This is a genomic window from Pandoraea commovens (assembly GCF_902459615.1).
GTDB classification, from domain to species: domain Bacteria; phylum Pseudomonadota; class Gammaproteobacteria; order Burkholderiales; family Burkholderiaceae; genus Pandoraea; species Pandoraea commovens.
The window spans coordinates 263,193-290,107 of record NZ_CABPSA010000004.1 but is presented as its reverse complement, the minus strand read 5'-3'; the positions used below and the strand labels follow the sequence as shown (position 1 = coordinate 290,107).

At 63.2% G+C, this 26,915-nt stretch carries 25 protein-coding genes; 7 read left to right on the top strand and 18 right to left on the bottom strand.

Annotated features, from left to right (window positions below):
* Positions 1 to 28: 28 nt before the first annotated feature.
* The 4 genes from tpiA to PCO31010_RS14155 all read right to left on the bottom strand — a co-directional run bounded on the left by tpiA (position 29) and on the right by PCO31010_RS14155 (position 5,107).
* The gene (gene tpiA / locus PCO31010_RS14170) at positions 29 to 796 is read right to left on the bottom strand and encodes a triose-phosphate isomerase (RefSeq protein WP_150660734.1); all 768 of its coding nucleotides are present in this window, start codon (positions 794 to 796) and stop codon (positions 29 to 31) included.
* 191 nt (positions 797 to 987) lie between these two features.
* On the bottom strand, positions 988 to 2,001 hold the full coding sequence (locus PCO31010_RS14165) for an NAD(P)H-quinone oxidoreductase (protein ID WP_150664829.1): 1,014 nt from the start codon (positions 1,999 to 2,001) through the stop codon (positions 988 to 990).
* A 434-nt stretch (positions 2,002 to 2,435) separates the two neighbouring features.
* Positions 2,436 to 2,834, bottom strand: a complete 399-nt coding sequence (locus PCO31010_RS14160; RefSeq protein ID WP_174984739.1) for a LuxR C-terminal-related transcriptional regulator — start codon at positions 2,832 to 2,834, stop codon at positions 2,436 to 2,438.
* 299 nt (positions 2,835 to 3,133) lie between these two features.
* Positions 3,134 to 5,107 (bottom strand): sensor domain-containing diguanylate cyclase, encoded by a 1,974-nt coding sequence (locus tag PCO31010_RS14155; RefSeq protein WP_150664827.1) that lies wholly within the window; start codon positions 5,105 to 5,107, stop codon positions 3,134 to 3,136.
* A 334-nt stretch (positions 5,108 to 5,441) separates the two neighbouring features.
* Here PCO31010_RS14155 and mutS point away from each other — a divergent pair, with 334 nt between their 5' ends.
* Complete coding sequence (gene mutS / locus PCO31010_RS14150) at positions 5,442 to 8,156, top strand: DNA mismatch repair protein MutS (protein ID WP_246184609.1); 2,715 nt, start codon at positions 5,442 to 5,444, stop codon at positions 8,154 to 8,156.
* Positions 8,157 to 8,178: 22 nt separating this feature from the next.
* A complete protein-coding gene (locus tag PCO31010_RS14145) occupies positions 8,179 to 9,639 on the top strand; it encodes a RodZ family helix-turn-helix domain-containing protein (protein WP_150664826.1) in 1,461 nt (486 codons plus the stop codon).
* A 194-nt stretch (positions 9,640 to 9,833) separates the two neighbouring features.
* Here PCO31010_RS14145 and PCO31010_RS14140 read toward each other — a convergent pair whose 3' ends face one another.
* Positions 9,834 to 10,361, bottom strand: a complete 528-nt coding sequence (locus PCO31010_RS14140) for an FKBP-type peptidyl-prolyl cis-trans isomerase (protein WP_150664825.1) — start codon at positions 10,359 to 10,361, stop codon at positions 9,834 to 9,836.
* Between the two features lie 65 nt (positions 10,362 to 10,426).
* Here PCO31010_RS14140 and PCO31010_RS14135 point away from each other — a divergent pair, with 65 nt between their 5' ends.
* Both PCO31010_RS14135 and PCO31010_RS26655 read left to right on the top strand, forming a co-directional pair.
* Positions 10,427 to 11,647, top strand: coding sequence for a ribosomal protein uL16 3-hydroxylase (locus PCO31010_RS14135; RefSeq protein WP_246184608.1), 1,221 nt, complete (start codon positions 10,427 to 10,429; stop codon positions 11,645 to 11,647).
* 179 nt (positions 11,648 to 11,826) lie between these two features.
* Positions 11,827 to 12,084: a hypothetical protein gene (locus PCO31010_RS26655; protein WP_072617452.1), complete on the top strand. Its 258-nt coding sequence runs from the start codon at positions 11,827 to 11,829 to the stop codon at positions 12,082 to 12,084.
* Between the two features lie 83 nt (positions 12,085 to 12,167).
* Here PCO31010_RS26655 and PCO31010_RS14125 read toward each other — a convergent pair whose 3' ends face one another.
* The 10 genes from PCO31010_RS14125 to PCO31010_RS14080 all read right to left on the bottom strand — a co-directional run bounded on the left by PCO31010_RS14125 (position 12,168) and on the right by PCO31010_RS14080 (position 21,371).
* Positions 12,168 to 12,959 (bottom strand): MBL fold metallo-hydrolase, encoded by a 792-nt coding sequence (locus PCO31010_RS14125; protein ID WP_150664823.1) that lies wholly within the window; start codon positions 12,957 to 12,959, stop codon positions 12,168 to 12,170.
* A gap of 8 nt (positions 12,960 to 12,967) precedes the next feature.
* Entirely contained in the window at positions 12,968 to 14,110 is a 1,143-nt protein-coding gene (gene bamC / locus PCO31010_RS14120; protein WP_150664822.1) for an outer membrane protein assembly factor BamC, read from the bottom strand.
* 51 nt (positions 14,111 to 14,161) lie between these two features.
* A complete protein-coding gene (gene dapA / locus PCO31010_RS14115) occupies positions 14,162 to 15,079 on the bottom strand; it encodes a 4-hydroxy-tetrahydrodipicolinate synthase (protein ID WP_150576746.1) in 918 nt (305 codons plus the stop codon).
* A 42-nt stretch (positions 15,080 to 15,121) separates the two neighbouring features.
* Positions 15,122 to 15,733: a class I SAM-dependent methyltransferase gene (locus PCO31010_RS14110; protein ID WP_150664821.1), complete on the bottom strand. Its 612-nt coding sequence runs from the start codon at positions 15,731 to 15,733 to the stop codon at positions 15,122 to 15,124.
* On the bottom strand, positions 15,730 to 16,932 hold the full coding sequence (locus PCO31010_RS14105) for a tryptophan--tRNA ligase (RefSeq protein ID WP_046291512.1): 1,203 nt from the start codon (positions 16,930 to 16,932) through the stop codon (positions 15,730 to 15,732). The genes PCO31010_RS14110 and PCO31010_RS14105 overlap by 4 nt, the downstream gene beginning before the upstream one ends.
* A 26-nt stretch (positions 16,933 to 16,958) precedes the next feature.
* Complete coding sequence (locus PCO31010_RS14100) at positions 16,959 to 17,624, bottom strand: site-2 protease family protein (RefSeq protein ID WP_150664820.1); 666 nt, start codon at positions 17,622 to 17,624, stop codon at positions 16,959 to 16,961.
* A gap of 96 nt (positions 17,625 to 17,720) precedes the next feature.
* Positions 17,721 to 18,347, bottom strand: a complete 627-nt coding sequence (locus PCO31010_RS14095; protein ID WP_150660574.1) for an L-threonylcarbamoyladenylate synthase — start codon at positions 18,345 to 18,347, stop codon at positions 17,721 to 17,723.
* 12 nt (positions 18,348 to 18,359) lie between these two features.
* A complete protein-coding gene (locus PCO31010_RS14090; RefSeq protein WP_150664819.1) occupies positions 18,360 to 19,193 on the bottom strand; it encodes a 3',5'-nucleoside bisphosphate phosphatase in 834 nt (277 codons plus the stop codon).
* A 201-nt stretch (positions 19,194 to 19,394) separates the two neighbouring features.
* A complete protein-coding gene (locus PCO31010_RS14085; protein WP_246184607.1) occupies positions 19,395 to 20,303 on the bottom strand; it encodes an alpha/beta fold hydrolase in 909 nt (302 codons plus the stop codon).
* Positions 20,304 to 20,438: 135 nt separating this feature from the next.
* Positions 20,439 to 21,371 (bottom strand): ferritin-like domain-containing protein, encoded by a 933-nt coding sequence (locus PCO31010_RS14080; protein WP_150664817.1) that lies wholly within the window; start codon positions 21,369 to 21,371, stop codon positions 20,439 to 20,441.
* A gap of 49 nt (positions 21,372 to 21,420) precedes the next feature.
* Here PCO31010_RS14080 and PCO31010_RS14075 point away from each other — a divergent pair, with 49 nt between their 5' ends.
* From PCO31010_RS14075 to PCO31010_RS26650, 3 genes are all read left to right on the top strand, one after another.
* On the top strand, positions 21,421 to 21,945 hold the full coding sequence (locus tag PCO31010_RS14075) for a gamma carbonic anhydrase family protein (RefSeq protein WP_150664816.1): 525 nt from the start codon (positions 21,421 to 21,423) through the stop codon (positions 21,943 to 21,945).
* A 254-nt stretch (positions 21,946 to 22,199) separates the two neighbouring features.
* Complete coding sequence (gene hslO, locus PCO31010_RS14070) at positions 22,200 to 23,135, top strand: Hsp33 family molecular chaperone HslO (protein ID WP_150664815.1); 936 nt, start codon at positions 22,200 to 22,202, stop codon at positions 23,133 to 23,135.
* 146 nt (positions 23,136 to 23,281) lie between these two features.
* Positions 23,282 to 23,719: a hypothetical protein gene (locus PCO31010_RS26650; RefSeq protein ID WP_174984736.1), complete on the top strand. Its 438-nt coding sequence runs from the start codon at positions 23,282 to 23,284 to the stop codon at positions 23,717 to 23,719.
* 120 nt (positions 23,720 to 23,839) lie between these two features.
* Here the strand turns inward: PCO31010_RS26650 and ftsB are convergent, their stop codons facing one another.
* The 3 genes from ftsB to kdsA form a co-directional block, all read right to left on the bottom strand.
* Entirely contained in the window at positions 23,840 to 24,265 is a 426-nt protein-coding gene (ftsB, locus tag PCO31010_RS14065; protein WP_150664814.1) for a cell division protein FtsB, read from the bottom strand.
* A 73-nt stretch (positions 24,266 to 24,338) separates the two neighbouring features.
* A complete protein-coding gene (eno, locus tag PCO31010_RS14060; protein ID WP_039399287.1) occupies positions 24,339 to 25,622 on the bottom strand; it encodes a phosphopyruvate hydratase in 1,284 nt (427 codons plus the stop codon).
* A 411-nt stretch (positions 25,623 to 26,033) separates the two neighbouring features.
* Positions 26,034 to 26,888: a 3-deoxy-8-phosphooctulonate synthase gene (gene kdsA, locus PCO31010_RS14055; RefSeq protein WP_150664813.1), complete on the bottom strand. Its 855-nt coding sequence runs from the start codon at positions 26,886 to 26,888 to the stop codon at positions 26,034 to 26,036.
* Between the last annotated feature and the right edge of the window lie 27 nt (positions 26,889 to 26,915).

The following is a 26,915-nucleotide window of genomic DNA, read 5'->3' as shown; positions in this document are numbered from 1 at the left end:
CATACCGTTACAACAAACGGTATTGGCATCAGCGCGACAGACCTGCCTCGCAAATCGCCAGAAAATCTGCTGCCTTCAATGCCGCGCCGCCGATCAGACCGCCATCGACGTCCGCCATCGAGAACAGTTCGGCCGCGTTGTCCGGCTTCACACTGCCGCCATACAACACCGCCACATCCACAACCGCCTCACCCTTCGCACGCAACAGCGAACGCAGATGCGCATGCACTTCCTGCGCTTGCGCCGACGTCGCTGTCTTGCCCGTGCCGATCGCCCAGACCGGTTCGTAGGCAACGACGATCTGCGTAGCTTGCTCGACCGTCAGTGCCGCGAGCACCGTTTCGAGCTGACGCGTGACGACTGCCGTCGTCTCACCGGCTTCGCGCTCGGCCAGCGTTTCGCCAATGCACACGATCGGCGTCATACCGGCATCGAGCACGCGCAGCGTCTTGGCCGCCACGCTCGCATCCGTCTCGCCGTGATACGCACGACGCTCCGAGTGACCGACGATCACGAACTTCGCGCCGAATTCGGCGATCATCTGCGCGGCGACTTCGCCGGTGAACGCGCCGTTCACTTGCGCCGATACGTCCTGCGCGCCGAAGCCCAGCACCTGCCCCGAGAGACGGGTCTGGCATTGTGCGAGATAGGGGAACGGCACACAAACCGCCGCGGTCACGCCCGGTGCGCTCAGCACAGGCGAAGCCAGCAGGTCGCCCAACAGCGCCTCATTGCCGGCCAGACTGCCGTGCAGTTTCCAATTGCCCACGACGAGCTTGCCAGCCTTACGGCTGATGGTGCGAGCCGAAGCTGCGGTACCAGTTGTCACGCCTTATCCCCCAATGCGTATAGACGAAAAACCTCTCATTCTAGTGCGTCCGGGGCATAGGGGTCAATTTCGCCGGTTTTCCAACGTGTGAAACCGCATGAAATGGGACATTCACGCGGATTCACAGCATTGGACCTGGCGAATCGGGCAGAACGCGCTTACCAGGTCAGCACGATCTTGCCGACGTGCGTGCTCGTTTCCATCAAAGCATGGGCCTTGTCCGCCTGATCGGCCGGAAACGTCTGATAAATCACGGGACGAATCTTGCCTGCAGCGAGCAGCGGCCAGACCTTGTCGTGCAGGTTCTTCGCAATGGCCGCCTTGAAGGCCACCGAGCGCGGACGCAGCGTCGAGCCCGTCACGGTGAGACGGCGACGCAGCAGCGCACCCATATCCAGCGTCGCCTTGCTGCCGCCCAGCAGCGCGATGATGGCGATACGTCCGTCAAAGGCCAGCGCCTGCACTTCGCGCGGCAGATAATCGCCGCCCACCATATCGAGGACGACGTCCACGCCGCGGTCCTTGGTGAGCTCCTTCGTCACGGCGACAAAGTCTTCCGTCTTGTAATTGATGCCGCGCTCGGCACCCAATGTCTCGCAGGCTCGCGCCTTGTCTTCGGAGCCTGCGGTGGCGAACACGCGATGGCCGAGAGCGACGGCCAGTTGAATCGCCGTCACGCCGATCCCGCTCGTCCCACCCTGCACCAGCAGCGTTTCCTTCTCACCGGCTTCGGTCTCGCCAAGACGCGCACGATCGAACACATTGCTCCAGACCGTGAAGAACGTCTCGGGCAACGACGCCGCCTCGACATCCGACAACCCATCGGGCACCGGCAGCACCTGCGCCAGCGGCGCGGTGCAGTACTCGGCGTAACCACCGCCCTGTACCAGCGCACACACCCGCGAACCGATCTTCAGGCCCCAGCGGTTGTCCGCGCCATCCAGCACACCTTGCGCGCCTTCTACGATTTCGCCCGCCACTTCCAGCCCCGGCAGGTCGGATGCGCCCGGCGGCACCGGGTACTGACCGATGCGCTGAAGCACGTCCGGGCGGTTTACGCCCGAGGCGCTCACCTTGATGAGCACCTCACCCGGCTTGAGTTCGGGGCGAGCACGCTCGGTGAGCTTGAGCACTTCCGGTGCGCCGTACTGGGTGATCTCGATGGCCTTCATCGTGTCTGTCCTCGATTTCTGGAGCGGTCTCGCCACGCAAGCAAAGCGCCGCCCCCTTCTTGTTGGGATGTCGACGGTGACGCGCAGACATTCGGACCGACGCTTCGCGCGCGGCTCGTCCGTCATGACACGCACCCTCCGTGAAAATTTTGTTGAGCCTGCACCATATCACCGACTGCACAATCGCGTCGGCCGCGAATGCACGCGCAGCGTATCGGCAAAGGGATTCCGAATTAATCGGGACGTGGGAGGTAATGTCGAACGAACGGAAGGCGGTGCGAGCCCAACGTAAGCGGAACGAAAGCGTAAGGAAGGTCTAAGGGAAGTACTTCGCAGACATCGATTTGACGGGCGCGCCGCAACGCTCATGACGACCGTTCGCGACGCGCCGGGTTGACTTGCCGTGTGAGGACCTGCTTCGCACCGAATACGCCTCAGGCGACGCCCTCGCCCCCCTCATCGATCAGACCGTGCCGGATGGCGTAGCCGATCAATTCCGCGCTGTCGCCGAGCGCGAGCTTATCCAGAATATGGGCGACGTGTGATGCGACCGTCCGCTCGCTCAGATGCAGCGCGTGGGCGACCTCGTTGACGGCCAGGCCGTCGACCAGCATATGAAACACTTCGTTTTCACGAACCGACAGACTGCAATGTCTCGCATCGTTGTCCCGCGCGTCGGACTCCGAACGCGTTCGTGGTCTACGATGCAAGGCCCGCGGCGGATCATGGCGCGCACCCTCACCAGTCGCCTTGCCTGTCCGGCCGGCGTCGCGCCACCCTGCGTCGGAAGCCGCCCGCGTGACTGCACGGCCTCGTCCGCTTTCCAATTTCATGCTCGCCTCCTTTGACGAAGATTTTCGAAGACTTTCGAAACCTCCTGAAGACATCCTCACACCCGACCGACAGCGGCGGCGCGAACAACCACCGAGCACATCGCCGACGACGGGCGTCGCTCATTGTGCGTCAGACAATCGACGCTCGTAACTTCAGGGAAGATGATCGCTGACGCAGTTTCGATTGCCTGCGCCTAACGCAAGGAAACGGTCGACGCAACGACGCGCCACCCCCAGTGAGCGCCCGCTTACAGCCCCCACCCAGGCGCCGACCTATGGCACCGGCCTATGGCACCGGCTTATGGCGCGCGTTCGGCGTTGCCGTGGCTGAGGACGAACCGCCCCCGACCGCCGTGCTTCGCTTCGTAGAGGGCCCGATCGGCCGCTTCGAACAGCATGACGGGTGTCTTGTCCTCGTTGCGCGCGACCATCGCCACGCCGACGCAAGCGCCCACTGACACCTCGCCGACCGAGAGCATCATCGGACGCGACGCTGCGTCGAGAATGGCCATCGCCGCGCGCTCGACGTCGAGCAAGTCCTGCACGTCGCGCATGATCACGGCGAATTCGTCGCCCCCGAAGCGGGCAATCACATCCCCCTCGCGCACGCTCGCGAGCAATCGCTTGGCGAGACGCCGAAGCAACTCGTCGCCCAGCGAATGACCCCAGGTATCGTTGACCAGCTTGAAGCGATCCAGATCGACGAATAGCAGCGCCTGTGCGCCCGCCCCTTCGCGTGCGCGACGCACCGCCCCCGACAACGCCTGATCGAAGCCCTTGCGATTGAGCAGGCCCGTCAGATGGTCCGTATGCGACTCGCGACGCCAACGCCGCTCGTTCGAGCGCTCGACGGTGATATCACGCACGAACACATGAACACCGGCAAGCACGTTATGCGTCGCCCACTCCGGCTGATAGCTCACTTCGAAGCATCGATAGGCCGAGTCCTCACCGAAGTCCCAGACAAACGTGGCCACCTCGCCAGCGAAGGCGCGCGCGAGATGTGGCGCGAACTCGCGATACAGCGACGGCCCGAGCAACTCGCGCGCCGTCACGCCAAGAATGCGGTCTCGCGAACGCCGCAGCCGCACCTCGCATGCGCGGTTCACGAAGGCAAACCGTTCGTCGCCATCCAGAAACGCGACGAGATACGGCACGCGGTCCGCCACCTCCTGCATCCGGCGCACGTTCGCGCGCGCCGCTTCACGCGAGATCTCAAGCGCTTCCGTGCGTTCGCTCAGTTGCTCCATCATGGTGCGGAACGTGTTCGCGAGCGCGCCGATTTCGTCGGCACGCTGCACAGGCAGCGATTGCACCGCGCGCATGTCGCCGGCGCTACGCTCGACCAGCTCGCGCAACGTATCGAGGGGACGCAGCAAGCGCCGCGCCACCCACCACATCACGAGCGCCGCGAGGCCGATCGCGGCGATGGCCAGCAACACCACCTGACGCCGAACGCGAGAAATCGGATCGAATGCCTCCGCACCGGGCAGCACCGCCACCACGTTCCAGCCGGTTGTCGTCATCGGGGCACGCGCCACCAGCGGATGCATGTGGACGATGTCGTTCGAGCCGGGGTCGCGCACGCCGCACATCGTCTGCACCGGGCCGACGGGCGTAAGAATCTTCGTGACGTCCGCCTGAATGACGTAGCGTGGCGGATTCTCGTTCGTGATCAGGCAATAGCGCCCTGTCTCGCCGACACGGTTGCTGGCGAGATCGACGATGAAGTTCTGGCGCAACAGATTGACTGCGCCGCCGACGACGGCGATCACCTTGCCCTGTGCGTTCGTCACCGGCACCGCGAGAACAATACCCGGTGAGGCGGTGATCTTGCCCGCAATCACGCTGGACGCCGATTGCGGCGCGCCCGCCAGCAGCTGCCGGAAATAGTCGCGGTCGGCGATATTGATGGGGGTCGCGGCGAAGGTGGAGTCGTAGAACAGATGACCGTCGGGCGCGGCAACGAAGATCGTATTGAACGTCTCAGGCATCGACACCGAGAGACCCACGAAGGTCTCGAACTGCGCGGGCGTCATGGTGGCGGGGTCGCCGATATTGCGCGCCATGCGGTGCAGTTCGATGAACTTGGCGCGCAGCTTGTCGTCGAGCTGATCGGCCGCGAGCTTGACGTGCGTGTCGAGCTGCGCCTGCATCGAGCTTCGTAACTCTCCATAGACGAAAAACTCGATCCCGACGGCCAATCCGACGATCAATATCATCGAGACGAGTGCTGTCGCCGCTGCGACCCGTCCCTTCAACGACTTCACCATGCTGGCCCGTACGAGAGTAGCTTTTGTCTTGCTTTCGCTTATTTTTGCGAGAGATTACCACCCGAAACGGCACATTTTCGGGAAACTTGAGAAATATTCGACGCCGGATTGACGCCTACGCGCGACATCCTCATCGGCGCCGATGCGTGACATCGATAGAGGATGGATAACGGCGCAACCCGAACCCGTCGTAAAATTGCGCATCCAACGCGCCACGATGGTGCAAATCGGCAGGACAAACGAAATTGGTCCTGCCGACTCACCGAGAGATGCGCCGGGCGGAAATCCCCGCCGGCGCGCGTCGTGACCCGACTTGCCCGACCCGAATTCATTCATGACGAGCACCCAAGCGACTCCCGCGGCACCGGCCGCAGCCACTGCAACACCCGCCATGACGCCGATGATGCAGCAGTACACGCGCATCAAGGCCGAGCATCCGAACATGCTGGTGTTCTACCGCATGGGCGATTTCTACGAACTCTTCCACGACGACGCCGCCAAGGCCGCGCGTCTGCTCGACCTCACGCTCACCGCCCGTGGGCAATCCGGCGGTCAGCCGATCCGCATGGCTGGCGTGCCGCACCACGCCGTCGAGCAATACCTCGGCAAGCTGGTCAAGCTCGGCGAATCCGTCGCCATCTGCGAACAGATCGGCGATCCGGCCACCTCCAAGGGGCCGGTCGAGCGCAAGGTCGTACGCATCGTCACCCCCGGCACGCTCACGGATGCCGCCCTGCTCAGCGACAAGGTCGATCAATACCTGCTCGCCGTGCAGATGCCGCCCGCGAGACGCGCCAGCGAACGCATGGCCGGTCTGGCATGGCTGTCGCTGGCCAGCGGCGAATTGCGCCTGATGGAAGTGGCCGCCGACAAACTGCCGCGCGAACTCGAACGCATCCGTCCGGCGGAAACGCTGGTGCCCGACAGCGCCGTCGAAGCCTTCGGCAGCTTCTCGCTCGGCACCACGACGCGCGTGCCCGACTGGCATTTCGACACCGCAGCAGGCACGCAACGACTGCGTGACCAACTGGGTGTTGCGAGCCTGACGGCGTTCGGTTGCGACGGTCTCGATCCCGCGCTGGGCGCAGCAGGTGCGTTGTTGCAGTACGCAGCCGCAACACAAGGTCAATCGCTGCGACATGTGCAAAGTCTGAACGTGGAGCGAGAAGCGGCCTATATTGGCCTCGACGCCGCCACACGCCGTAATCTGGAGCTCACGGAGACGCTGCGCGGCACCGAATCGCCCACCCTGCTCTCGCTGCTCGACACCTGCGGCACAACGATGGGCAGCCGCCTGATGCGCCACTGGCTGCACCACCCGATGCGCGATCAGCAGGTGCCGCAGTCGCGTCAACTGGCGATTGCAACGCTGCTCGAAGGCCCCGGCACCTGGCGCGCCCTCAACAGCGAACTGCGTCACGTCGCTGACGTCGAGCGAATTACCGCGCGTCTGGCGTTGCTGACGGCGCGTCCGCGCGATCTGTCGAGCCTGCGCGATGCACTGCGCAGGTTGCCCGAGTTGCACACCACCTTGCGCGCGGTCGAAGCGCGCTCGCCGCTGCTGGCGATCCTTCACGAAGACCTCGCGATTCCGGACGATGCGCTCGCGCTGCTGACGAGCGCCGTCGCCGAAGAGCCTGCGGCCATGCTGCGCGACGGCGGTGTCATCGCGCGCGGTCACGACGCCGATCTCGATGAGCTGCGCGACATTTCCGAGAACTGCGGCCAGTTCCTCGTCGATCTGGAAACGCGCGAACGCGCGCGCACCGGCATCAACAATCTGCGCGTCGAGTTCAACAAGGTGCACGGCTTCTATATCGAAGTCACGCGCGGTCAGACTGACAAGGTGCCGGACGACTATCGCCGTCGCCAGACGCTCAAGAACGCCGAGCGCTACATCACGCCGGAATTGAAGACGTTCGAGGACAAGGCGCTGTCGGCACAGGAGCGCTCGCTCGCGCGCGAGAAGATGCTCTACGACGCGCTGCTGCAATCGCTGCTGCCGCATATCACTGAGTTCAAGCGCATTGCGCAGGCGCTCGCGCAGCTCGACGTGCTGGCGTCGCTTGCCGAGCGCGCCGAAACGCTCGGCTGGGTGAAGCCTGAACTGGTACAGGACCGTGTGGTCGACATTCGTCAGGGCCGTCATCCTGTCGTCGAGCAGCAAGTCGAGCGTTTCATCGCGAACGATTGCTCGCTGGGCGATCCGCGTCGGTTGCTGCTGATCACCGGCCCGAACATGGGCGGTAAGTCGACGTTCATGCGCCAGACCGCATTGATCGCGCTGCTGGCGTACGTCGGCTGCTACGTGCCTGCCGAAGCCGTACGACTCGGGCCGCTCGACGCGATCTTCACGCGTATCGGCGCGTCGGACGATCTTGCGGGCGGCCGCTCGACGTTCATGGTCGAGATGACCGAATCGGCGGCGATCTTGCATACGGCGACGGATCAAAGCCTGGTGCTGATGGATGAAATCGGACGCGGCACGTCGACCTTCGACGGTCTCGCGCTCGCATGGGCCATCGCCCGTCACCTGCTCGGCCACAACCGTTGCTACACCCTCTTCGCCACGCACTATTTCGAACTGACGCAATTGCCCGACGAGTTCCCGCAATGCGCGAACGTACACCTGTCGGCGGTAGAACATGGCGAAGGGATCGTATTCCTGCACGCCGTGCAGGACGGCCCCGCAAGCCAGAGCTACGGCTTGCAGGTGGCGCAACTCGCGGGCGTACCGATGCCGGTCATTCGCGCGGCGCGCAAGCATCTCACGCTGCTCGAGCAGCAGGCACTCGACCCCGCCGCGCCGCAACTCGATCTGTTTGCGCCGCGCGCGGCCGTCGAGCCTATCGGAGAGGATGCGGACGACGATGCCATCGCACCGGGCGCAAACGGCGCAGGAGCGCACAGCGCCCCTGCCCTCGACCCTGCATCGGAAGCGGCTCTGGCACGTCTGGCGGAAATCGATCCGGACGATCTGCGTCCGCGCGAAGCGCTCGATCTGTTGTATGAACTGCGAGGCCTGATGCGCGGCCGCACGCACGACTGACGCCGCCCCCGCCCCCGCCCATATGTCGAGCCTTCGTCGCCCACATGTCACGCATGACACCTGCACCGGCCTGCTGGCCGCGTGTCTTGTGACGTTGGCGCTGGCGCTTGGCCCGATATCGACGACGGCGGCGACAGCGACGTCCGGCAGTGCGAAGGCGTCGCCCCGTACCGCGGCGAAGACACAACCGAAAGCACCGGCCAAGCCGCCTCCGTTCGAGTTCGCGGTGCTCGGCAATACGCCATTTAATAACACCGAGGTGCCCGTCACGCGCAGTGTGCTGGCGAGCATCGGCGACACCCCGGCCGCGTTCGTCGTACACGCAGGCAATCTCAAAAGCGTTTCGGAGTCGTGCCGCGACGACCTCGTCACGCAGCGTCTGAGCCTGCTGGCCAGTTCTCCCAAGCCGATGATCTACGTGCCCGGCGCGAACGACTGGGCCGATTGCGAACGTGCAACGGACGGCAGCTACAACCCGGTGGAGCGGCTCGACTTCCTGCGCGATCACGCCTTCGACGACGACGCGCTACTGGGTCCCGGCCCTGTCGGCTACGCACAATTCGACCTCACACGTCAGAGCGACATGGCGCGCTTTCGGCAGTATCACGAGAACGTGCGGTGGTTTTATCGCGGCGTGGTTTTTGTCGGCGTGAATCTTCCGGGCAACAACAATAACTATCGCTCGGCAGGCGGACGGAATGGCGAGTATGAGGATCGGGTGATCGCGACGCGCGTCTGGCTGCAACACGCGCTCGTCTACGCGCAGCAGAAGGACGCGCTCGGCATGGTCGTCATCGCGCAGGCCGACCCCGAGTTCGAGCCCACGCGTCGCGGCGGGCTGGGTGGCATCTTCTCGGATCGTGCGGGACGTCGCGGCGTCGACGGCTACAAGGATTTCCGCACGCAGTTGCAACGCCTGGCAGCGCGCTTCAAAGGGCCGATTCTGCTGATCGATAGCGGCAAAACCATGCATCACTCGCAACCCTTGCACGACGCTCATGGTGCACCGGTGAAGACGTTCACGCAGCTCAGCACCTTCGGGTCCCCCACGAGCAATCGATGGGTGCGCGTACACGTCGATCCCCGGACGTCTCAGCTATTCCGCTTCGAGAGCGCACTCCTGCCGCCGAACAGCACGGCCGCACCAACGGCCAGCAGTCAGCGCAGTAGCGGCGCGACAGCAGCACAAGGTGCCGCCTCGGGGACGGACACGGCAAGGGCGACGACAGGCAATGGTGTGTTTGCACCGGCTGCGGTGCCCGGGCCTGCGCCCGCAGGCCATGTGACGCCGTCGGCTACACCTGCATCAACGTCCACCGCGCCCACCGCAACACCCGCCTCCGTGCCTTATGCGGTGCTCTACCCGGCCTCGGGACTGACGAACAATACCGTCATCAGCCTGGATCCGAACCAAGGCGTCATGCCGATCGGCCCCGCGATGCTCCCGAAAGCCACGTCTCGCAGCACGACGCATGGCAATTGAGGCAGTTTGCGCCGCCGATTCGGATCAGGCCCACGCTTCCGCTCGCCTTACCCGACCACGCATAACGCAAATACGCGTGCGGAAAATGCAAACGCCGGACAGGCGCATCGCATTTCACGATGCACCTGTCCGGCGCTTTTGCTCATACTGCTCGCGGGCTTCGCGTCACGGGTGACGCTCAGCTTGTACCGCGATTAATGCAGCGTGGGCGCGTCGTCTTCGTCCTCGTCGACGATCTCGAGACCCGATGCGCCGTGCGCGTGCTGGTGCTCGATTTCCTCTTCGGTGGCCTGACGCACGTCAGTCACCTTCAGTTCGAAGCGCAGTGCCATGCCCGCGAGCGGGTGGTTGCCGTCGAGTACGACCTTGTCGTCGGCCACGTCGGTCACCGTGTAGATCAGCGTGTCGGCCTCTTCGTCACCATCTTCCGGCGTGCCTTCGAACTGCATGCCGACTTCGAGCGGTTCCGGGAAACGGCCGCGCTCTTCGATCTTGATCAGCTCGGAATCGTAGTCGCCGAAGGCGTCCGCCGGTTCCAGTTGCAGTTGGGTTTCAAAGCCGACGTCCTGACCATCGAGCGCTTCCTCGATCTTGGGGAACGTGCCATCATAGCCGCCGTGCAGATAGACCATCGGCTCGGCGCCGCTTTCTTCGATCAGGTTGCCCTGAGCGTCCGACAACTTGTAAGTCACCGAGACGACGGTATTCTTTTCGATCTTCATCAAACTCTCCGAAAAACAGCCCGCATTATACGCGCAGCCGTATGACAGCGCCCCGGCTCCTACGAATGACGACCTCTCGCTCTCCATTGCCGTTGCTCGGCGGCCTCGCTCCCGATGCTTTCATGAAGCGCTACTGGCACAAGCGCCCGTTGCTCATCCGTCAGGCGATCCCGGGCTTTTCCGCACCGCTTTCGCGCGAGGCGCTATTCGCCCTTGCTGCGCAGGACGATGTCGAATCCCGCCTCATCACCCATGCGCGCAAACGCTGGCAACTCGATCACGGCCCGTTCGACATCGACGATCTGCCGCCGCTCACGCGCAAGCAATGGACGCTTCTCGTGCAGGGCGTGAATCTTCACGCGCCCGCCATCGACGCCCTCATGCAACAGTTTCGCTTCATTCCCGACGCGCGTCTCGACGACGTGATGATCAGTTACGCGACCGATGGCGGCGGGGTCGGCCCGCACCTCGATTCGTACGACGTGTTTCTGCTGCAAGCGCACGGCAAGCGACGCTGGCGCATCGGACCGCAACGCGACACGACATGGCTGGAAGACGTACCGCTGCGCATTCTGAAAAACTTCGAAGCGGAAGAAGAATGGGTACTGGAGCCGGGCGACATGCTGTATTTGCCGCCGGGCTACGCACACGATGGCATAGCCGAGGGCGAGTGCATGACGTACTCCATCGGATTCCGAGCGCCACTCGAACAGGAGATGCTTCAGAACTTCCTGTATTACCTCGCGGAAAACGCAGCCGACCTGCCGTTTGCGCGTCATTTCGCTGGTCGATACGCGGATCCGAAGCAACCCGCAGTCAAACATCCGGCCGCACTGCCCGATGCGATGATCGATACACTCATCTCGCAGCTCGAACGCGTGCGCTGGGGACAAAAGGAAGTCGAAGATTTCCTGGGACGCTGGCTCAGCGAACCGAAGTCGCACGTATTCTTCGATCCGCCCGAGAAGCCGCTTTCGACGTCACGCTTCGTGCACGAAGTATCTGCACGAGGTCTGACGCTCTCGCCGAAGACGCAATTGTTGTATCGACGCAACCGGTACTTCGTCAACGGCGAACCAGTTGAAGTGCCTGTCGCTGCGCGCTCTACGTTACGAACCCTTGCAGACCAGCGCGAGCTGAATGCCGCAGAATGTGCGAATTTCGAGCAAAAAGACCAAGAAATCGTTGAAATTCTGTACGATTGGTATGCTTCGGGATGGCTGCTACTTGGACCCGACGCGAAAGGCGTGCGAAAGTTGCGCGCCGTAAGGAAAAAAGCGGGGTAAATCCGCGAGATTGACGTGACGCCTTGGGGAAAACCCAATATAATTTCTCGCCAAGCAGCTTGCATGACCAAGGGTAATCCTCAATTGCCAATGTCTCGCAATCGGCTTTGCGCTGGCAAGAGCGTATTACCGTAACTAATATTCAATTCGCTTGTCTTCTACCATAAAAGGACGTGATCATGAAGAAGTCTCTCCTCGTCGCTTCGTTGTTGGCTATCGCCCTGACCGCCTGCGGCAAGAAGGAAGAAGCCGCTGCTCCGGCTGCTGACGCTGCCGCTTCGGCTGCTACGGCTGCTTCGGACGCCGCTTCGGCTGCTGGCGCTGCTGCTGATTCGGCTGCTTCGGCTGCTGGTGCTGCTGCTGACACGGCCGCTTCGGCTGCTGGTGCTGCTGCTGACGCCGTTGCTTCGGCTGCTGACGCTGCTGCCAGCAAGTAAGCTCTCGCTGCCGCAAGGCAGTTGAGCAAAAAAAGCCGGTCTTCTGACCGGCTTTTTTACGTCTGCACACTTCGCACGCTTCGCTAGCACGTCAGCCAGTCGAATCCGCCCACCTGAGTCGCCACCAGGATCTCTGTCGCCTCCGCGCCGATGACACCCGTCATCGCGGCCATCGCCAGCTCAGGCGTATTGTTCTGCTCGCTCAAATGCGCACAGACCACACGCTGAAGTTTTGCCCGGTCGATTGCCCCGAGAATCTCCGCAGCAGCGTCGTTCGCCAGATGGCCATAGGTGCCGCCAATGCGCGCCTTGAGCGACGGGGGATACTTGCTGTTGGCCAGCATCTCGCGATCGTGATTGCATTCGAGCACCAACGCGTCGCAACCACCCAGCGTAGCGATGACGTGCGCCGTCGGACACCCGGCATCGGTCAGCACACCCAAGCGGCGAGCACCATCGGAAAACACGAATTGCAGAGGCTCACGCGCGTCGTGGGGCACGGTGTAGGGATGCAGCTCCAGGCCACCCACCGTCAGCCGCTCGTCGGAACGACACCACCGCACGAGCGCATGGCTGTCCTCGACAGAGAGTGTCGTGGCGACCTTGACGGCCTGCCCCGTTCCCCAGCTCATGATGAGCGGGATTCGATACTTGCGAGTGAGGGAAAGTGCACTGCCGATGTGGTCGGCGTGTTCATGCGTGATGACGATGGCGTCGAGCGACGCCACGTCTATCGAGCGTGCCGTGAGGCGACGCTCGACCTCTCGCATCGAGAAACCGCAATCGAGGAGAATGCGTGTCGTGGAGGCGCCTTCCGACGCCTCCACCAGCAGGGCATTGCCTTCGCTGCCACTGCCTAGACTGGCGAACCGCACACCCCGCCTTAACGGAGCTGGTTGCCGATCACGCTGATGATCGTCTGAGCGATCTGCGAGTTGTCGACGTTACCCTTGTCGTCGAGCACCTGCACGCGAGTCTGGCTATCGCCGCGACCCTGCACGTTCACGCTGTACTTCTTGGCCTTCTTCTGATCCTGCACTTCCTTCGCATGGAACAGGCTGTAGAAGAAACCGTTGTCCTTCGCCAGCGATGCCGGATCGACATAGCTCACAAAGTACAGACCCTTCGCGCGGTCACGGTCGTCCACGGTGAAGTTACCGCGGTCGAGCGCCACGCCCACACGACGCCATGCACGGTCGAACGGCTCGTTGATGTCGAGGTACGAAGCATCAGCCGTCTTCACGACCTGGCTGGTCGGTCCGCCCGCCTTCGCGCTTTCGACTTGCGCCTTGGCCTGATCGGCCTGCGCGCCGAAGCGCTGCATCAGCTTCGTGAGCATGATGGCTTCGAGACCCGGATCGTTCGGCGCCGGCTCCCACTTGGTCGTGTCCTTCTGCGAGTTCGTGAACACTTCCACCATGCGACGATGCGTGATGTAGATGTCCGTGCCGCCGTTCGGATCACGTTCGACGCGGGTACGGAAACGATCGCGTTCGCCGGTCGAATACAGACCGTCGAGCACCTTGCCCAGCAGATCGCGGATGATGTCCTGATTCAGCTTGGCGCGGTTCTCGGCCCAGTCGGTTTCCATCACACCGGTGTCGGACGAGTCGATCGTCAACACGAAGCCGTTTTCCTGCCAGAACTCGCGCAGCGTCGGCCACAGTTCACCGGCCGGCTTCTGAATCACGAGCCAACGCTCGTTGCCGTCGCGAACGACCTTCATGCCCGGCACCTCCGGCAGCACCGTATCCGTCGGATTGGCGGCAACGACCTTCTGCTGCGTCTCGTAGGTCGACAGCGTGGCGGTGCCGCCCGGCGACACGTACTTGCGGTCAGCGGCCTGAACGTTCGTCAGATCCGGCGGGACGTCGAGCGAGGGGCCGGTCTTCGAGCTCTTGTAGTCGACCTTGTCGGAAGACAAGGCGCTCGACAGCGAGCTGCATCCGGCGACGAGGGCCAACGAGGCAATAGCGGCCCATGCCAGCACGGGACGAGCTACGGAATTACTGACGATTCGTTTCATGAGTCGCAAAAAAATGGGTGGGCAATCGAACCCGGGTGCCTGAACGACAGCTTAGACAACGGCGATGTTGGCCGACTTGAGGGCTTCGAGCACCGTGTCCTGATACGGCTGCGCAAGCGGCGTGAGCGGCAGGCGGATGCCCGACGCGATCATGCCCATCTTTTGCAGCGCCCACTTCACGGGGATCGGATTGGCTTCGACGAACATGGCACGATGCAGTTCGAACAGCTTGAATTGCAATTCACGTGCCTTGGTCACGTCGCCAGCCAGCGCAGCCACGCACAGATCGTGCATCGCACGCGGTGCCACGTTGGCGGTGACCGAGATATTACCCTGACCGCCCATGAGCATGAGCGCAACAGCCGTCAGGTCGTCGCCGCTGTACACGGCGAAGCTCTTCGGAGCGCGCCGGATCAGGTCGATGCCGCGATCCAGGTTGCCCGTGGCGTCTTTCACGCCAACGATGCCAGGCACTTGCGCCAGACGCAGCAGCGTATCGTTGCTGGCGTCTGCCACGGTACGGCCGGGCACATTATAGAGGATGACCGGAAGCTCAACGGCTTCGGCAATGGCGCGGAAGTGCTGGTACTGGCCTTCCTGCGTGGGCTTGTTGTAGTACGGCACGACTTGCAGCGACGCATCCGCACCGACCTTCTTGGCATGCCGGGTCAGCTCGATAGCTTCGGCCGTCGAATTGCCGCCGGTGCCGGCGATCACGGGCACCTTGCGCCCACGCGACTGGCCAGCTTCCGCGGTTTGCTGGACGGCGATCTCGATAAGCTCGCAGTGCTCTTCCACGTTCACCGTCGGGGACTCGCCCGACGTGCCGACGATCACGATACCGTCCGTGCCTTCGTCGACGTGCCAGTTGATCAGGTTACGCAGTGCTTCACGGTCAAGGCTGCCGTCCTCTGCCATCGGGGTGACAATCGCGACGATACTGCCTTGAATCGGAGTTTGGGTAGTCATGGTTGATCGAACAATTCAGCGATAAGGGTGGATTGTAGCGGATTACGCTGTCGCCTCGTACAGGGCGGCGATGCCGGGGTTTTCCCCGGGGACGGCACGTGTTGCACACAGACGCTGCACACACGCCGCACGCGGTGCAGGCAGCGTGACATCCTCGTAAGCCGCGACACGCAGGCCCGCCGCATGCGCAACGTCGAGCAACTCGCCCGGCGCCAGCAGAAACAGCGGATTGGACGGTTTCCCGTACCTTTCGTTTCCTTGGGCAAAGGTTTCGTAAATCAGCACGCCGCCCGGCGCTACGCTCGCGGCGATCTGCGCAAGCAACGGACGATGCAGATAGTTTGTGACGATGACGGCGTCGAACGGCGCGTGCGCAGCCAGCGGCCACGGCGCACCTTCCAAATCGGCGCTGAGCGTCGTCACGTTCGCGAGCGTTGCCATCGTGGCAAGCGCCGCTTCGTCGCGATCGACGGCCGTCACATGCACACCCCGCCCAGCAAGCCAGCGGGTGTGACGTCCGTGCCCGCAAGCGAGATCGAGCACATGTGCGCCCGGCGCGATGAGATGCGCCCAGCGCACCAGCCACGCAGACGGTGCGCCGACACCGTGCGCGGCACCGGTTGAGACGGCAGCAGCCACGACGTCAGCCGTCATGAATACTGAAGCCCCATGGCTTCACGCACGTCACGCATGATTTCCTGCGCCGACTTGCGGGCTTTCTCGCAGCCATCGGCCACGATGGCGCGCAGCAGCGACGGATCGTCCATGTACTTCTGCGCGCGTTCAAGCATCGGCTGCTGTTCACGCAGGATGCCTTCGATGACCGGCTGCTTGCATTCGATGCAACCGATGCCCGCACTGCGGCAGCCCTTCTGAACCCACTCGCGCGTGTCGTCGTCGCTATAGACCTGATGCAACTGCCACACCGGGCACTTATCGGGATCGCCCGGATCGGTGCGGCGCACGCGCGCAGGGTCCGTCGGCATCGTGCGCACTTTCTTGGTGATCGATTCCGCGTCCTCGCGCAAGCCGATGGTGTTGTTATAGGACTTCGACATCTTCTGACCGTCGAGCCCCGGCATGCGCGACGCCGGCGTCAACAATGCTTGCGGCTCCACCAGGATCAGCTTGCGTGCGCCTTCGAGGTAACCGAAAAGACGCTCACGATCGCCCATCGACAACGACTGCGATTCGGACAGCATGGCGCGCGCCTGTTCGAGCGCCTCGTCGTCGCCCTTCTCCTGATAGGCATTGCGCAATTCGAGATAGAGCTTCGAGCGCTTGCCGCCAAGCTTGCGGGCGGCCGCCAGCGCCTTCTCTTCGAAACCTGCTTCACGACCGTACAGATAGTTAAAGCGCCGCGCGATCTCGCGGGTCATTTCCACGTGCGGCACCTGATCTTCGCCCACCGGCACATGCAGCGCGCGATACAGGAGAATGTCCGCCGCCATGAGCACCGGATAGCCGAGGAAGCCGTATGTCGACAGGTCCTTTTCCTTGAGCTTCTCGATCTGCTCCTTGTACGTCGGCACGCGTTCGAGCCAGCCCAGCGGCGTGCTCATGCCGATGAGCAGCGCCAGTTCGGCGTGCTCGGGCACCTTGCTCTGGATGAAGAGCGTGGCCTGATTCGGATCGATCCCTGCGGCCAGCCAGTCGATCAGTACGTCCCATACGTTCTGTTCGATGACGTCGGGCGTCTCATAGTGCGTGGTGAGCGCATGCCAGTCGACGACGCAGAAGTAGCACGGATACTCCGACTGGAGCTGAATCCAGTTCTTGAGCACGCCGTGATAGTGGCCGAGGTGCAGACGACCGGTCGGTCGCATGCCGGAGAAAACGCGTTCGGGGTACATGGTCTAGTTATAGGTCTGCAAAAACTTCAGGAAGCCAGCGACAGCAGCGGCGTGAGCATCCACACGATCACGTCACGCCCCCACTGAATCAGCGGCCACAGCCAGACACGGCCGAGCACACCACTGACAACCAGCGCCATCACAATGAAAAAGCCGTAAGGCTCGATACGTGAGAGCGTATAGGCCGCACGCGCAGGCAGCAGCGATACCAGCACGCGTCCGCCGTCGAGCGGCGGCACCGGAAACAGGTTGAACATGCACATCACGAGGTTCACCACGAGACCGGCCTGCGCCATCATCAGGAAGAACGGTTCGCGAACCTCCGCGATCTGAAGCCCGACGGTGACCAGGGCCCAGAGAATCGCCTGGGCAAAGTTGCACAGCGGACCGGCCAGCGCCACCCAGATCGTATCGATGCGCGGATTGCGCAAGCTGCCGAACGCGACCGGCACCGGCTTGGCGTATCCGAACAGGAACGCCCCGCTCGTCATGAAATAAAGCGCCAGCGGCACGAGGATCGTGCCGATCGGGTCGATGTGCTTGAGGGGATTGAGTGTGACGCGCCCCATCAGAAATGCTGTGGGGTCGCCGAAATGCTTGGCGACATAGCCGTGCGCAGCCTCATGCAACGTAATCGCGAAGAGGACGGGGAGCGCGTAGACCGCAATGGTCTGGATCAGGTCTGCATTCATAGCCGACTATTGTAACAAGCAGACCTGCACGCCAGTATTACCTACCCTTACAAAGATTTTGGGGCCACAGCGGGCAGGCACGGCACATCCAGGTCATCACGACAGGCCGAACGGTGTCAGCGATCCGCGTCCGCGGCGCAACACTTCCGGCGGCGTCACCGTCAGATCGACCACCGTCGACGGCTCCTTGGGGCACGCCCCGCCATCGATCACGAGGTCCAGTTGCTTCTCGAGCCGCTCCCGGATTTCCTCCGGGTCGTTCAGCGGCTCGGTTTCATCGGGCAGAATCAGCGTCGTGGCCAACAGCGGCTGGCCCAGTTCTTCGAGCAGCGCCAGCGTGATGGCATGTTCCGGCACACGCAGGCCGATCGTCTTTCGCGACGGGTGCGAGAGGCGTCGCGGCACCTCTTTCGTCGCTTCCAGAATGAAGACGTACGGCCCCGGCGTCGTCGCCTTGATCAGCCGGTACTGCCGGTTATCGACGATGGCAAATTCGGCCAGTTCGGACAAATCGCGCACGAGCAGCGAGAGCATCTGCTTCTCGTCAAGCCCGCGAATACGCCGTAGTCGGTCGACGGCCTGCTTGTCGTCGATATGACAGGCAATCGCGTAGCTAGAATCGGTCGGCAACGCGACGATGCCGCCTTTGTCGATGATCTGCGCCGCTTGCTTGATGAGACGTGGCTGAGGATTTTCCGGGTGAATCTGGAAGAATTGCGACATGTTGGCGGTAAGTTACTGCCAGCGGCTCCAGACCGGGGTGAGATCGTCGGGCAACGGTGGCAGCTTGCCGAGCAGCGCACGGCTCTCGGTCGGTCCATGGAAATCCGAGCCGCGCGACGCCAGAAAACCGTACTGACGCGCGACATCGGCATACTCGCGGTACTGATCCGGCGTATGACTGCCGGTCACCACTTCAATCGCTTCGCCGCCCAGTTCGCGGAACTGATCGAACAGCGCGCCGAATTCCAGCTGCGTGAATTTATAGCGCCCGGGGTGGGCAACGACGGCAATGCCGCCCGCACCACGAATCCACCTGACGGACTCCTCCAGCGTCGCCCATCGATGCGGCACGTAGCCCGGACGTCCCTCCGAAAGATACTTCGCAAAAACGTCGGAGACCGACGCGCATTTGCCAATTTCCACCAAAAAGCGTGCGAAGTGCGTGCGGGAGATCAGATCCGGGTTGCCGACGAAGCGCAGCGCGCCTTCGTAAGCGTCGGGAATGCCAGCGGCCGCCAGTTGCTCGCTCATCAGTTGCGCCCGGGCGGCACGACCGCCGCGCGTCGCCGCGAGGCCGTCGATCAGCACTGGATTGTCGGGGTCGATGTTCAGTCCGACGATATGCACCGTGCGGTTCGCCCACGTAATCGAGATTTCAACGCCGCTCACGTAACGCATGCCCAGCGCTTCGGCCGCCGCCCGCGCTTCGCGCTGGCCGCCGATTTCATCGTGATCCGTCAGCGCCCACAGGTCGACGCCGGCCTCGAAAGCGACCTGCGCCACTTCGGACGGCGTTAGCGTGCCGTCCGACACCTTGGAATGACAGTGAAGATCCGCGTTGAGCATGATGAGCCGCCAGGCGATGGCGCGATACGGGATTTCGGGGACGCCGGCAGCCCTGCTGCCCCTTCAGCCCCCTCGCCCCGTGATTGCCCTTCCGACACCGGCGTATGACGTGGTAATGACGTCCTCATTCTACCGCTCAAGTGCACGCGACGCGAGTTGCCGCGCGCTGCCCGAACTTGTCCCGCTGCGCTGGCTCCCCCCCTAGTGGCGGCAGAAATCCTCGATCAGACGCGCGACGACTTCCGGCTGGTCGTGATGCAGCATATGCCCCGCATCGTCGACGAACGCCTCCGTCAAATTCGGAAAGACCTCGAATCGCTCGCGAAAAACCTCCTTACCCTGCGCCCCGGAGAAATGTTGCAGCACGTCCGAATCCGTCGCCTCGACATGCAGGACGGGCGCGCTCACGTTGCTCCACACCGCCATGGCTTCATCCAGGCGGTACGGATACGGGTTGGCCATCTTGTGGGCTGCATCGGCAAGCAAATGCCACTGACCGTCGCTCGCCTGACGTGCCCAGCGCGGCGCAAGCCACGCCGCCCGTTCGGGCGTGAGGCGCGGGTTCGTCTTGCGCAGGCGCGCCGCCACGTCGTCGAGCGACGCATACGGACGCAGCGTCGGCTGCGTCTGCACATCGTCCAGCCAGCGACTCAGTTGGCGGATTGCGGCAGCTGGTGGCGACGGCGGCAGGCCGAAGCCTTCGAGATTCACGAGGCGCCGCACCCGCGCCGGACGCACGCCCGCGTACAGACAGGCCACGTTACCGCCCATGCTGTGGCCGATCAGATTGATGGCTTCGCCGGGCTCCGTGTAGACATCGACGAGCGCGTCGAGATCGGCGATGTAGTCCGGGAACCAATAACTGCCAGCGCGTCCGTCGGCGACGGGCCAGTCGGTAAGGCCAAAGCCGCGCCAGTCGGGCGCGAGCACGTGCCAGCGCTGCGCGAGCGTCTGCGCAACGAACTGGAACGACGCCGACACGTCCATCCAGCCATGCAGCGCAAACAGTTTCGGCGCGCCGGGCGTGCCCCACTGGCGAACGTGGTGGCGCAGGCCGCGCACCGTCAGAAACTCAGATCGGGAATCGGTCATATCGGTCGCATCAGTCATGACACCGTCAGAAAGTGAATATCTGAACGAATGAGGAGCGTCGAGTATATCGACGGACGTCGCCACCTCGGAAGCAGCGTCAAAAAGCGAAGCCGCTTTCACGCGCTTTCATGCGCTTTAACGAAGACGCCGCCCTTACTCACCGGCCTGAAGCGCCGCGAGTTCGGCGTCGTCGAATCCGGCCGCCCTGCGCGCTTCGAGATTGAACGGTCCCCGCAGGCGAGGCGCGCCGTACTGCGCGGCCAACCGCGCGTACGTCTCGACCGGCTCACAGCCTGCGCGCTCGCAGCCCCAGCGATACCAGCGGTTGCCGATGGCGACGTGTCCGATCTCATCACGCAGGATGATGTCGAGAATCGCCGCACCGGCCTTGTCGCCTGCGCTGGAGAGTTTGGCCTTGATGGGTGGACTGGCGTCCAGGCCGCGTGCTTCCAGCGTTCGCGGCACGAGCGCCAGACGTGCCAGCCAATCGCCGGACGTGCGTCGCGCCATGTCCCACAGCCCGTCGTGCGCCGGGAAGCAGCCGTAGTCGTACTGATCGCCCAACGTTCGCAGATGCGAGACGAGCAGCGAGAAGTGATACGCCTCCTCCGCTGCGACCTGAAGCCAGTCGTCGTAATAGGCGCTCGGCAGGCCGTCGAAGCGCCACAAGGCGTCGAGTGCGAGATTGATGGCGTTGAATTCGATGTGAGCAAGCGCATGCAACAACGCGGCGCGCCCGTCCACAGAGGTCACTGCCCGCTGCTTCAACTCTCTGGGCGAAACCAGTTGCGGTGTCGCCGGACGGCCCGGAATCCCGGCCTCATGCTCACCGTCTGCAGACAGGAATTGACGCGCCGGATGCCAATGCGCCGCCCCGTCGCGTGCGGCATCGCGCAGCGCTGTGACGCCCACGGCCTTCTCGAACGGATCGCAGATGCGCAGCAGTTCGAGGGCGCGTTCGCGCGCGCAGCCGGACACATCGGTCGACGACGACACGGCAACGGCGGCAGAGGAAATTTCGACGGATTTGCCGGAGACGGCGTGGCGCGCGGCATCGGCGCCGGGTGCAGGAGTGAAATCGGCCATGACGTTACAATAGCGGTTTCGTCGATTTTAACCGCGAACCGAAGCCGCCATGCCGATCTATAAACTTGGAGACAAGACCCCGCAGATCCACGAGAGTGCTTTCGTGGCCGACACCGCTACCATCATCGGTGAGGTGGTTCTAGCGGAGAACAGCAGCGTGTGGCCGGGCGTGGCGATTCGCGGCGATAACGAGCCGATCAAGGTCGGCATCGGCACCAACGTGCAGGAAGGCGCTGTGCTGCATGCCGATCCGGGCTATCCGCTCACGCTGGCCGATGGCGTCAGTGTCGGCCATCAGGCCATGCTGCACGGCTGCACCGTCGGCGAGAATTCGCTGATCGGCATTCAGGCCGTGTTGCTTAACGGCGCCGTTATCGGCCGCGACAGCCTCGTGGGCGCAGGCGCGCTGGTCACCGAGCGCAAGACATTTCCGGACCGTTCGCTGATTCTCGGCGTGCCCGCCAAGGTCGTGCGCGAACTGACCGATGAAGAAGTCGCCAATCTCAAGCGCAATGCCGACGTCTATGCCACGCGCCGGCAGGTTTTCAAGGAACAGCTGGTGCGCATCGGCTGAACGCGCGTCCGGCAGTGGCGCGCGCGGCCCGTCGGGAGCGCGAGCGTTCGCTGCCGATGTGTTGAAAATGCGGCGCGCGCCCCCAAATATCGCAACATTGACGCGCCAATCGTCGGCGATTGCGCGCTGATGGGCCCTTGAGTACGAGCGAATGCAGGAACACTTGTGCGATTCATGCACTAGATGATTCCGCCTATCGCGCCTTTCGGCCCACAGCACCTATCGCCGTTGCCGCATTTTTCAGGAATTCGACCGTGTCCGACCAACTTCAGAAATTCATGTTCGACGCCGCCCCCGTGCGCGGCGAATACGTCAGCCTCGACGCCACCTGGCGCGCTGTGCTGGAGCGTCACGACTACCCGGCGCCCGTGCGCAACCTGCTCGGCGAAATGATGGCCGCGGCTGCGCTGCTGACCGCGAACGTCAAATTCGACGGCGCGCTGATCCTGCAACTGCACGGTGATGGCCCGGTCAGCATGGTGGTCGTGGAATGCAATGCCGATCTCACGATGCGCGCCACCGCGAAGTACAGCGGCGAGATCCCGGATGACGCGACGCTCAAGTCAATGCTCAACGTGAACGGCCGCGCCAGCTTCGCCATCACGCTCGATCCGCGTGTGAAGCAACCCGGCCAGCAGCCGTATCAGGGCGTGGTGCCGCTGTCGGACGAACACGGTCCGCTGCCCGACATGGCGTCGGTGCTTGAGCATTACATGCACCATTCGGAGCAGCTCGACACGCGCATTTGGCTGGCCGCAGACGAAAACCACGCGGTCGGCATGCTGCTGCAAAAGCTACCGGGCCATGGCGGCACGGCTGGCGCCGGCGCCGAACGTGCGCCCGAGGAAGACGAGGACACATGGAATCGCGTCTGCCACCTCGGCAACACGCTCAAGCGCGATGAAATGCTGAGCACGGATCGCGAGACGATGTTGCATCGCCTGTTCTGGGAAGAAACGGTTCGTGTGTTCGACCCGCTGCCCACGGCGTTTCGCTGCACGTGCTCGCGTGAGCGCGTTTCGAACATGCTTCGCACGCTGGGTGAAACCGAAGTCATGAGCGTGTTCGACGAACGCCCCAGCCTCGAAGTCGCTTGCGAGTTCTGCCGTCAGACCTATCATTACGACAAGATCGACGCGGCCCAACTCTTCACCCAGCAGTCGCACGCCGCCCCGGCCGGGCAGCACTGAAGCACAGATTTTCTGCGGCGCGCGGAACGCCCCGCGCGCCGGGGAATCTGAGTTCACATCCGGCGAGATGCGGGGTCGCCCCGTATCGGATGCCATTGCCCTCCGTCCACGGATAGGACGGAACCACACCGGGTTATTGCGCCACCATGCCCCGAGCCACCTCCGAAACTTCCCCCGATTTCGCCGCACTTGCCGCTCCCCCATGGCGAGCCGCAGCTTGCGCAATGGCGCTGCTCGCGCTGACGCTTGCCACCGGCTGTGCACAGTTGCAGTTGCCGCCGCCCGACGCCCCTTCGGCACGGCTGCCGCAATCGCAGGAAGAGGTACCAGCCATGACGGATGCGCAAAAGCAGGACCTGACGCGGCTGAACAAGCACATCTACGACGAGCAGGAATCCACGATCGAGCGTGAGCGTGCCCAACGCGCGCTGAACGACGCTATTCGCAGCTACAACAGCAACGCTTATTTCTATGGCGGCTGGGGCAGCCCGGGTTGGTACGGGCCGGGTTGGTACGGCCCCGGTTGGTATGGTCCGGGCGGGTATGGCCCGCGATCCTCGGTCGGTATAGGCATCGGCTTCTGAAGGCCGGTTTCCGAAGGTCGGTTTCCGAAGGCCATAAAAAAGGCACTCCCGAGGGAGTGCCATTTTTTTGTACTACATCTGCGCAAGACTACCGGGAACGGCAGCAGCGGCCAGTGAGGATCAGTGATGCTGCGCCTTGTGCGCCGACTGCGTCTTGCCCTTCGTCTGCGACGGTGGGGGCGGCGGCGCAGCGGCGACCGTCTTGTGAGCCGGTTCGGTCGACGAGACGAGCGGCGCGTCGGCACCGGAGGCACCTTGCGGCGCGCCAGCCCCATCCGCACCGACGAATTGCACGAACAATTCGCCGTCCTTGACCATCCCCAACTCGAAACGAGCGCGTTCTTCGATCGCCGACGTGCCGTCCTGCAGATCCTGCACTTCGCCTGCAAGGCGATCGTTACGTTCTTTCAACTGCTCGTTCTTCTGCTGTTCGGCGCTCAGCTCGTCGCGCAGTTCGTGCACGTACAACCAACCACCGTGGCCGAACCAGAGCGGATACTGGATGACAACCAACAACGCCACCAGTACCAAGGTCACCATTCGCATGCTTTCGCCTGGCAAGAATTCCGGGAAGGCGGGCCTGACGACCGTCAGGCCTTAACTGCCCGGGGAAACGGAATTAGCGCAGATTGTAAAACGTTTCCTTGCCCGGGTACGAAGCGATATCGCCGAGGTCTTCTTCAATGCGCAGAAGCTGGTTGTACTTGGCGATACGATCGCTACGCGACAGCGAGCCGGTCTTGATCTGACCTGCGTTGGTGCCCACGGCGATATCGGCAATCGTCGAGTCTTCGGTTTCACCCGAACGGTGCGACACAACCGCCGTGTAACCGGCGCGCTTGGCCATTTCGATGGCGGCGAACGTCTCGGTCAGCGTACCGATCTGGTTGATCTTGATGAGGATCGAATTGGCCACGCCCTGATCGATGCCTTGCTTCAGGATCTTCGTGTTGGTCACGAACAGGTCGTCGCCGACCAGTTGCACCTTCTTGCCCAGCTTGTCCGTCAGGATCTTCCAACCGGCCCAGTCGTCTTCCGACATGCCGTCTTCGATCGAGACAATCGGGAACTTGTCGCACAGGTTGGCGAGGTAGTCGGCGAACTCTTCCGAGGTCAGCGACAGGCCTTCACCGGCCAGTTCGTACTTGCCGTTCTTGTAGAACTCGGTCGACGCGCAGTCCAGCGCGAGCAGCACGTCGTCGCCCAGGCGATAGCCGGCCTTTTCGACGGCTTCCTGAATGGTCGCGAGGCACTGTTCGTTCGATTCGAAGTTCGGTGCGAAGCCGCCTTCGTCGCCCACAGCCGTGCTCCAGCCCTTCTCGGCGATCAGCGACTTGAGTGCGTGGAAGATTTCCGTGCCGCAGCGCAGAGCTTCGCGGAAGCTCGACTGACCGACCGGCATCACCATGAATTCCTGGATGTCCAGGCTGTTGTTGGCGTGTGCGCCGCCGTTCACGATGTTCATCATCGGCACCGGCATTTGCATCGCGCCCGAACCGCCGAAATAGCGATACAGCGGCAGACCGGCTTCTTCAGCGGCCGCCTTCGCGACGGCCATCGACACGGCCAGCATGGCGTTCGCACCGAGGCGCGACTTGTTGTCTGTGCCGTCGAGTTCGATCAGGGTCTTGTCCAGGAAGGCCTGTTCGGCAGCGTCCAGGCCCATGATGGCTTCCGAAATCTCGGTGTTGATGTGCTCCACAGCCTTCTGCACACCCTTGCCGAGATAGCGCGACTTGTCGCCATCACGGAGCTCGATCGCTTCGCGCGAGCCGGTCGATGCACCCGACGGCACTGCCGCACGGCCCATCACGCCCGACTCCAGCAGCACGTCGCACTCGACCGTCGGATTACCGCGCGAGTCCAGCACTTCGCGCCCGATGATATCTACGATTGCACTCATGTATTCCTCGGTATCTATAAGACAAAAACGCTAAAGGGAACCAGCTTCGCGCCGCAATCCCGCCTGCCACTTGCCGCTTCCACGCCGGGCGCTGATCGTGAACCGGCAGCGCGCCGAATCCTGACGTGGAGGCCGATGCCGCGCTTGTGCGCGCACCGGTGGGCAATACGTAGACGGGGGAACAACGGCGCCTCGAAATGAGGCACGGCGGCCTGTGGGGTGACTTCGATGTCGACGGTGCACTCGGCGTGCTGCACGCGGACCTCTCCTCCGGGGACTCGCCTTCGCGGCGGCCATTGACGACCGCTGCGCGACAAGCTTAACGACTCGGCGCCATGCTGCCAAGGCGTCCGGCCGCTATACCCGTCCTGTGGGCGTGCTGATAGTGGCCCCAGGACGGTGTGTCTCATTTCAGTTGAAATTGTTTTCCAGGAACTCGCCCTGCTTCACCGCCGCGTCAATCGTTTTGAGCGTGGTGAGCAGTTCGCGCATGCGTCCCAGCGGCACGGCATTCGGACCATCCGAGAGTGCGCACGCCGGATCCGGGTGCGTCTCCATGAAGAGGCCCGAGACACCGACGGCCACGGCGGCACGCGAGAGCACCGGCACGAATTCGCGCTGACCGCCCGAACTGGTGCCTTGTCCGCCCGGCAGCTGCACCGAGTGCGTGGCGTCGAACACCACCGGCGCGCCGGTCTCGCGCATGATCGCCAGCGAGCGCATGTCCGACACCAGGTTGTTGTAGCCGAACGAAACGCCCCGCTCGCAGGCCATGAAGACGTCATCGGGAAGACCGGCTTCGCGCGCGGCGTCGCGGGCCTTGTCGATGACGTTGATCATGTCGTGCGGCGCGAGAAACTGCCCCTTCTTGATGTTCACCGGCTTGCCCGACTGGGCGCAGGCGCGGATGAAATCGGTCTGGCGGCAGAGGAAAGCCGGCGTTTGCAGTACATCGACGATCGGCGCGGCAACCGCCACATCCTCTTCGGTGTGCACGTCGGTGAGCACCGGCACGCCGAGCTGGCGGCGCACTTCTTCGAGGATCTTCAGGCCTTGCTCGCGGCCCGGGCCGCGATACGACTTGCCCGAGCTACGGTTCGCCTTGTCGAACGACGACTTGTAGATGAACGGAATGCCGAGCGCGCTCGTGATTTCCTTGAGCTGCCCCGCGACGTCGAACGTCATTTGCTCCGACTCGACGACGCAGGTACCTGCGATCAGGAAAAACGGCTTGTCCAGGCCAACATCGAAACCGCACAGTTTCATGGGAACTCCTTGTTTCTCGCTCGCTGC

Bases quoted from the DNA above. Each gene is read 5' to 3' on its own strand.
- PCO31010_RS14165 (WP_150664829.1), bottom strand. From the start codon at position 2,001: ATGAAGGCCATCGAGATCACCCAGTACGGCGCACCGGAAGTGCTCAAG.
- PCO31010_RS14160 (WP_174984739.1), bottom strand. From the start codon at position 2,834: ATGAAATTGGAAAGCGGACGAGGCCGTGCAGTCACGCGGGCGGCTTCC.
- PCO31010_RS14155 (WP_150664827.1), bottom strand. From the start codon at position 5,107: ATGGTGAAGTCGTTGAAGGGACGGGTCGCAGCGGCGACAGCACTCGTC.
- mutS (WP_246184609.1), top strand. From the start codon at position 5,442: ATGACGAGCACCCAAGCGACTCCCGCGGCACCGGCCGCAGCCACTGCA.
- PCO31010_RS14145 (WP_150664826.1), top strand. From the start codon at position 8,179: ATGTCGAGCCTTCGTCGCCCACATGTCACGCATGACACCTGCACCGGC.
- PCO31010_RS14140 (WP_150664825.1), bottom strand. From the start codon at position 10,361: ATGAAGATCGAAAAGAATACCGTCGTCTCGGTGACTTACAAGTTGTCG.
- PCO31010_RS14135 (WP_246184608.1), top strand. From the start codon at position 10,427: ATGACGACCTCTCGCTCTCCATTGCCGTTGCTCGGCGGCCTCGCTCCC.
- PCO31010_RS26655 (WP_072617452.1), top strand. From the start codon at position 11,827: ATGAAGAAGTCTCTCCTCGTCGCTTCGTTGTTGGCTATCGCCCTGACC.
- bamC (WP_150664822.1), bottom strand. From the start codon at position 14,110: ATGAAACGAATCGTCAGTAATTCCGTAGCTCGTCCCGTGCTGGCATGG.
- dapA (WP_150576746.1), bottom strand. From the start codon at position 15,079: ATGACTACCCAAACTCCGATTCAAGGCAGTATCGTCGCGATTGTCACC.
- PCO31010_RS14110 (WP_150664821.1), bottom strand. From the start codon at position 15,733: ATGACGGCTGACGTCGTGGCTGCTGCCGTCTCAACCGGTGCCGCGCAC.
- PCO31010_RS14105 (WP_046291512.1), bottom strand. From the start codon at position 16,932: ATGTACCCCGAACGCGTTTTCTCCGGCATGCGACCGACCGGTCGTCTG.
- PCO31010_RS14100 (WP_150664820.1), bottom strand. From the start codon at position 17,624: ATGAATGCAGACCTGATCCAGACCATTGCGGTCTACGCGCTCCCCGTC.
- PCO31010_RS14095 (WP_150660574.1), bottom strand. From the start codon at position 18,347: ATGTCGCAATTCTTCCAGATTCACCCGGAAAATCCTCAGCCACGTCTC.
- PCO31010_RS14090 (WP_150664819.1), bottom strand. From the start codon at position 19,193: ATGCTCAACGCGGATCTTCACTGTCATTCCAAGGTGTCGGACGGCACG.
- PCO31010_RS14085 (WP_246184607.1), bottom strand. From the start codon at position 20,303: ATGACTGATGCGACCGATATGACCGATTCCCGATCTGAGTTTCTGACG.
- PCO31010_RS14080 (WP_150664817.1), bottom strand. From the start codon at position 21,371: ATGGCCGATTTCACTCCTGCACCCGGCGCCGATGCCGCGCGCCACGCC.
- PCO31010_RS14075 (WP_150664816.1), top strand. From the start codon at position 21,421: ATGCCGATCTATAAACTTGGAGACAAGACCCCGCAGATCCACGAGAGT.
- PCO31010_RS26650 (WP_174984736.1), top strand. From the start codon at position 23,282: ATGCCCCGAGCCACCTCCGAAACTTCCCCCGATTTCGCCGCACTTGCC.
- ftsB (WP_150664814.1), bottom strand. From the start codon at position 24,265: ATGCGAATGGTGACCTTGGTACTGGTGGCGTTGTTGGTTGTCATCCAG.
- eno (WP_039399287.1), bottom strand. From the start codon at position 25,622: ATGAGTGCAATCGTAGATATCATCGGGCGCGAAGTGCTGGACTCGCGC.
- kdsA (WP_150664813.1), bottom strand. From the start codon at position 26,888: ATGAAACTGTGCGGTTTCGATGTTGGCCTGGACAAGCCGTTTTTCCTG.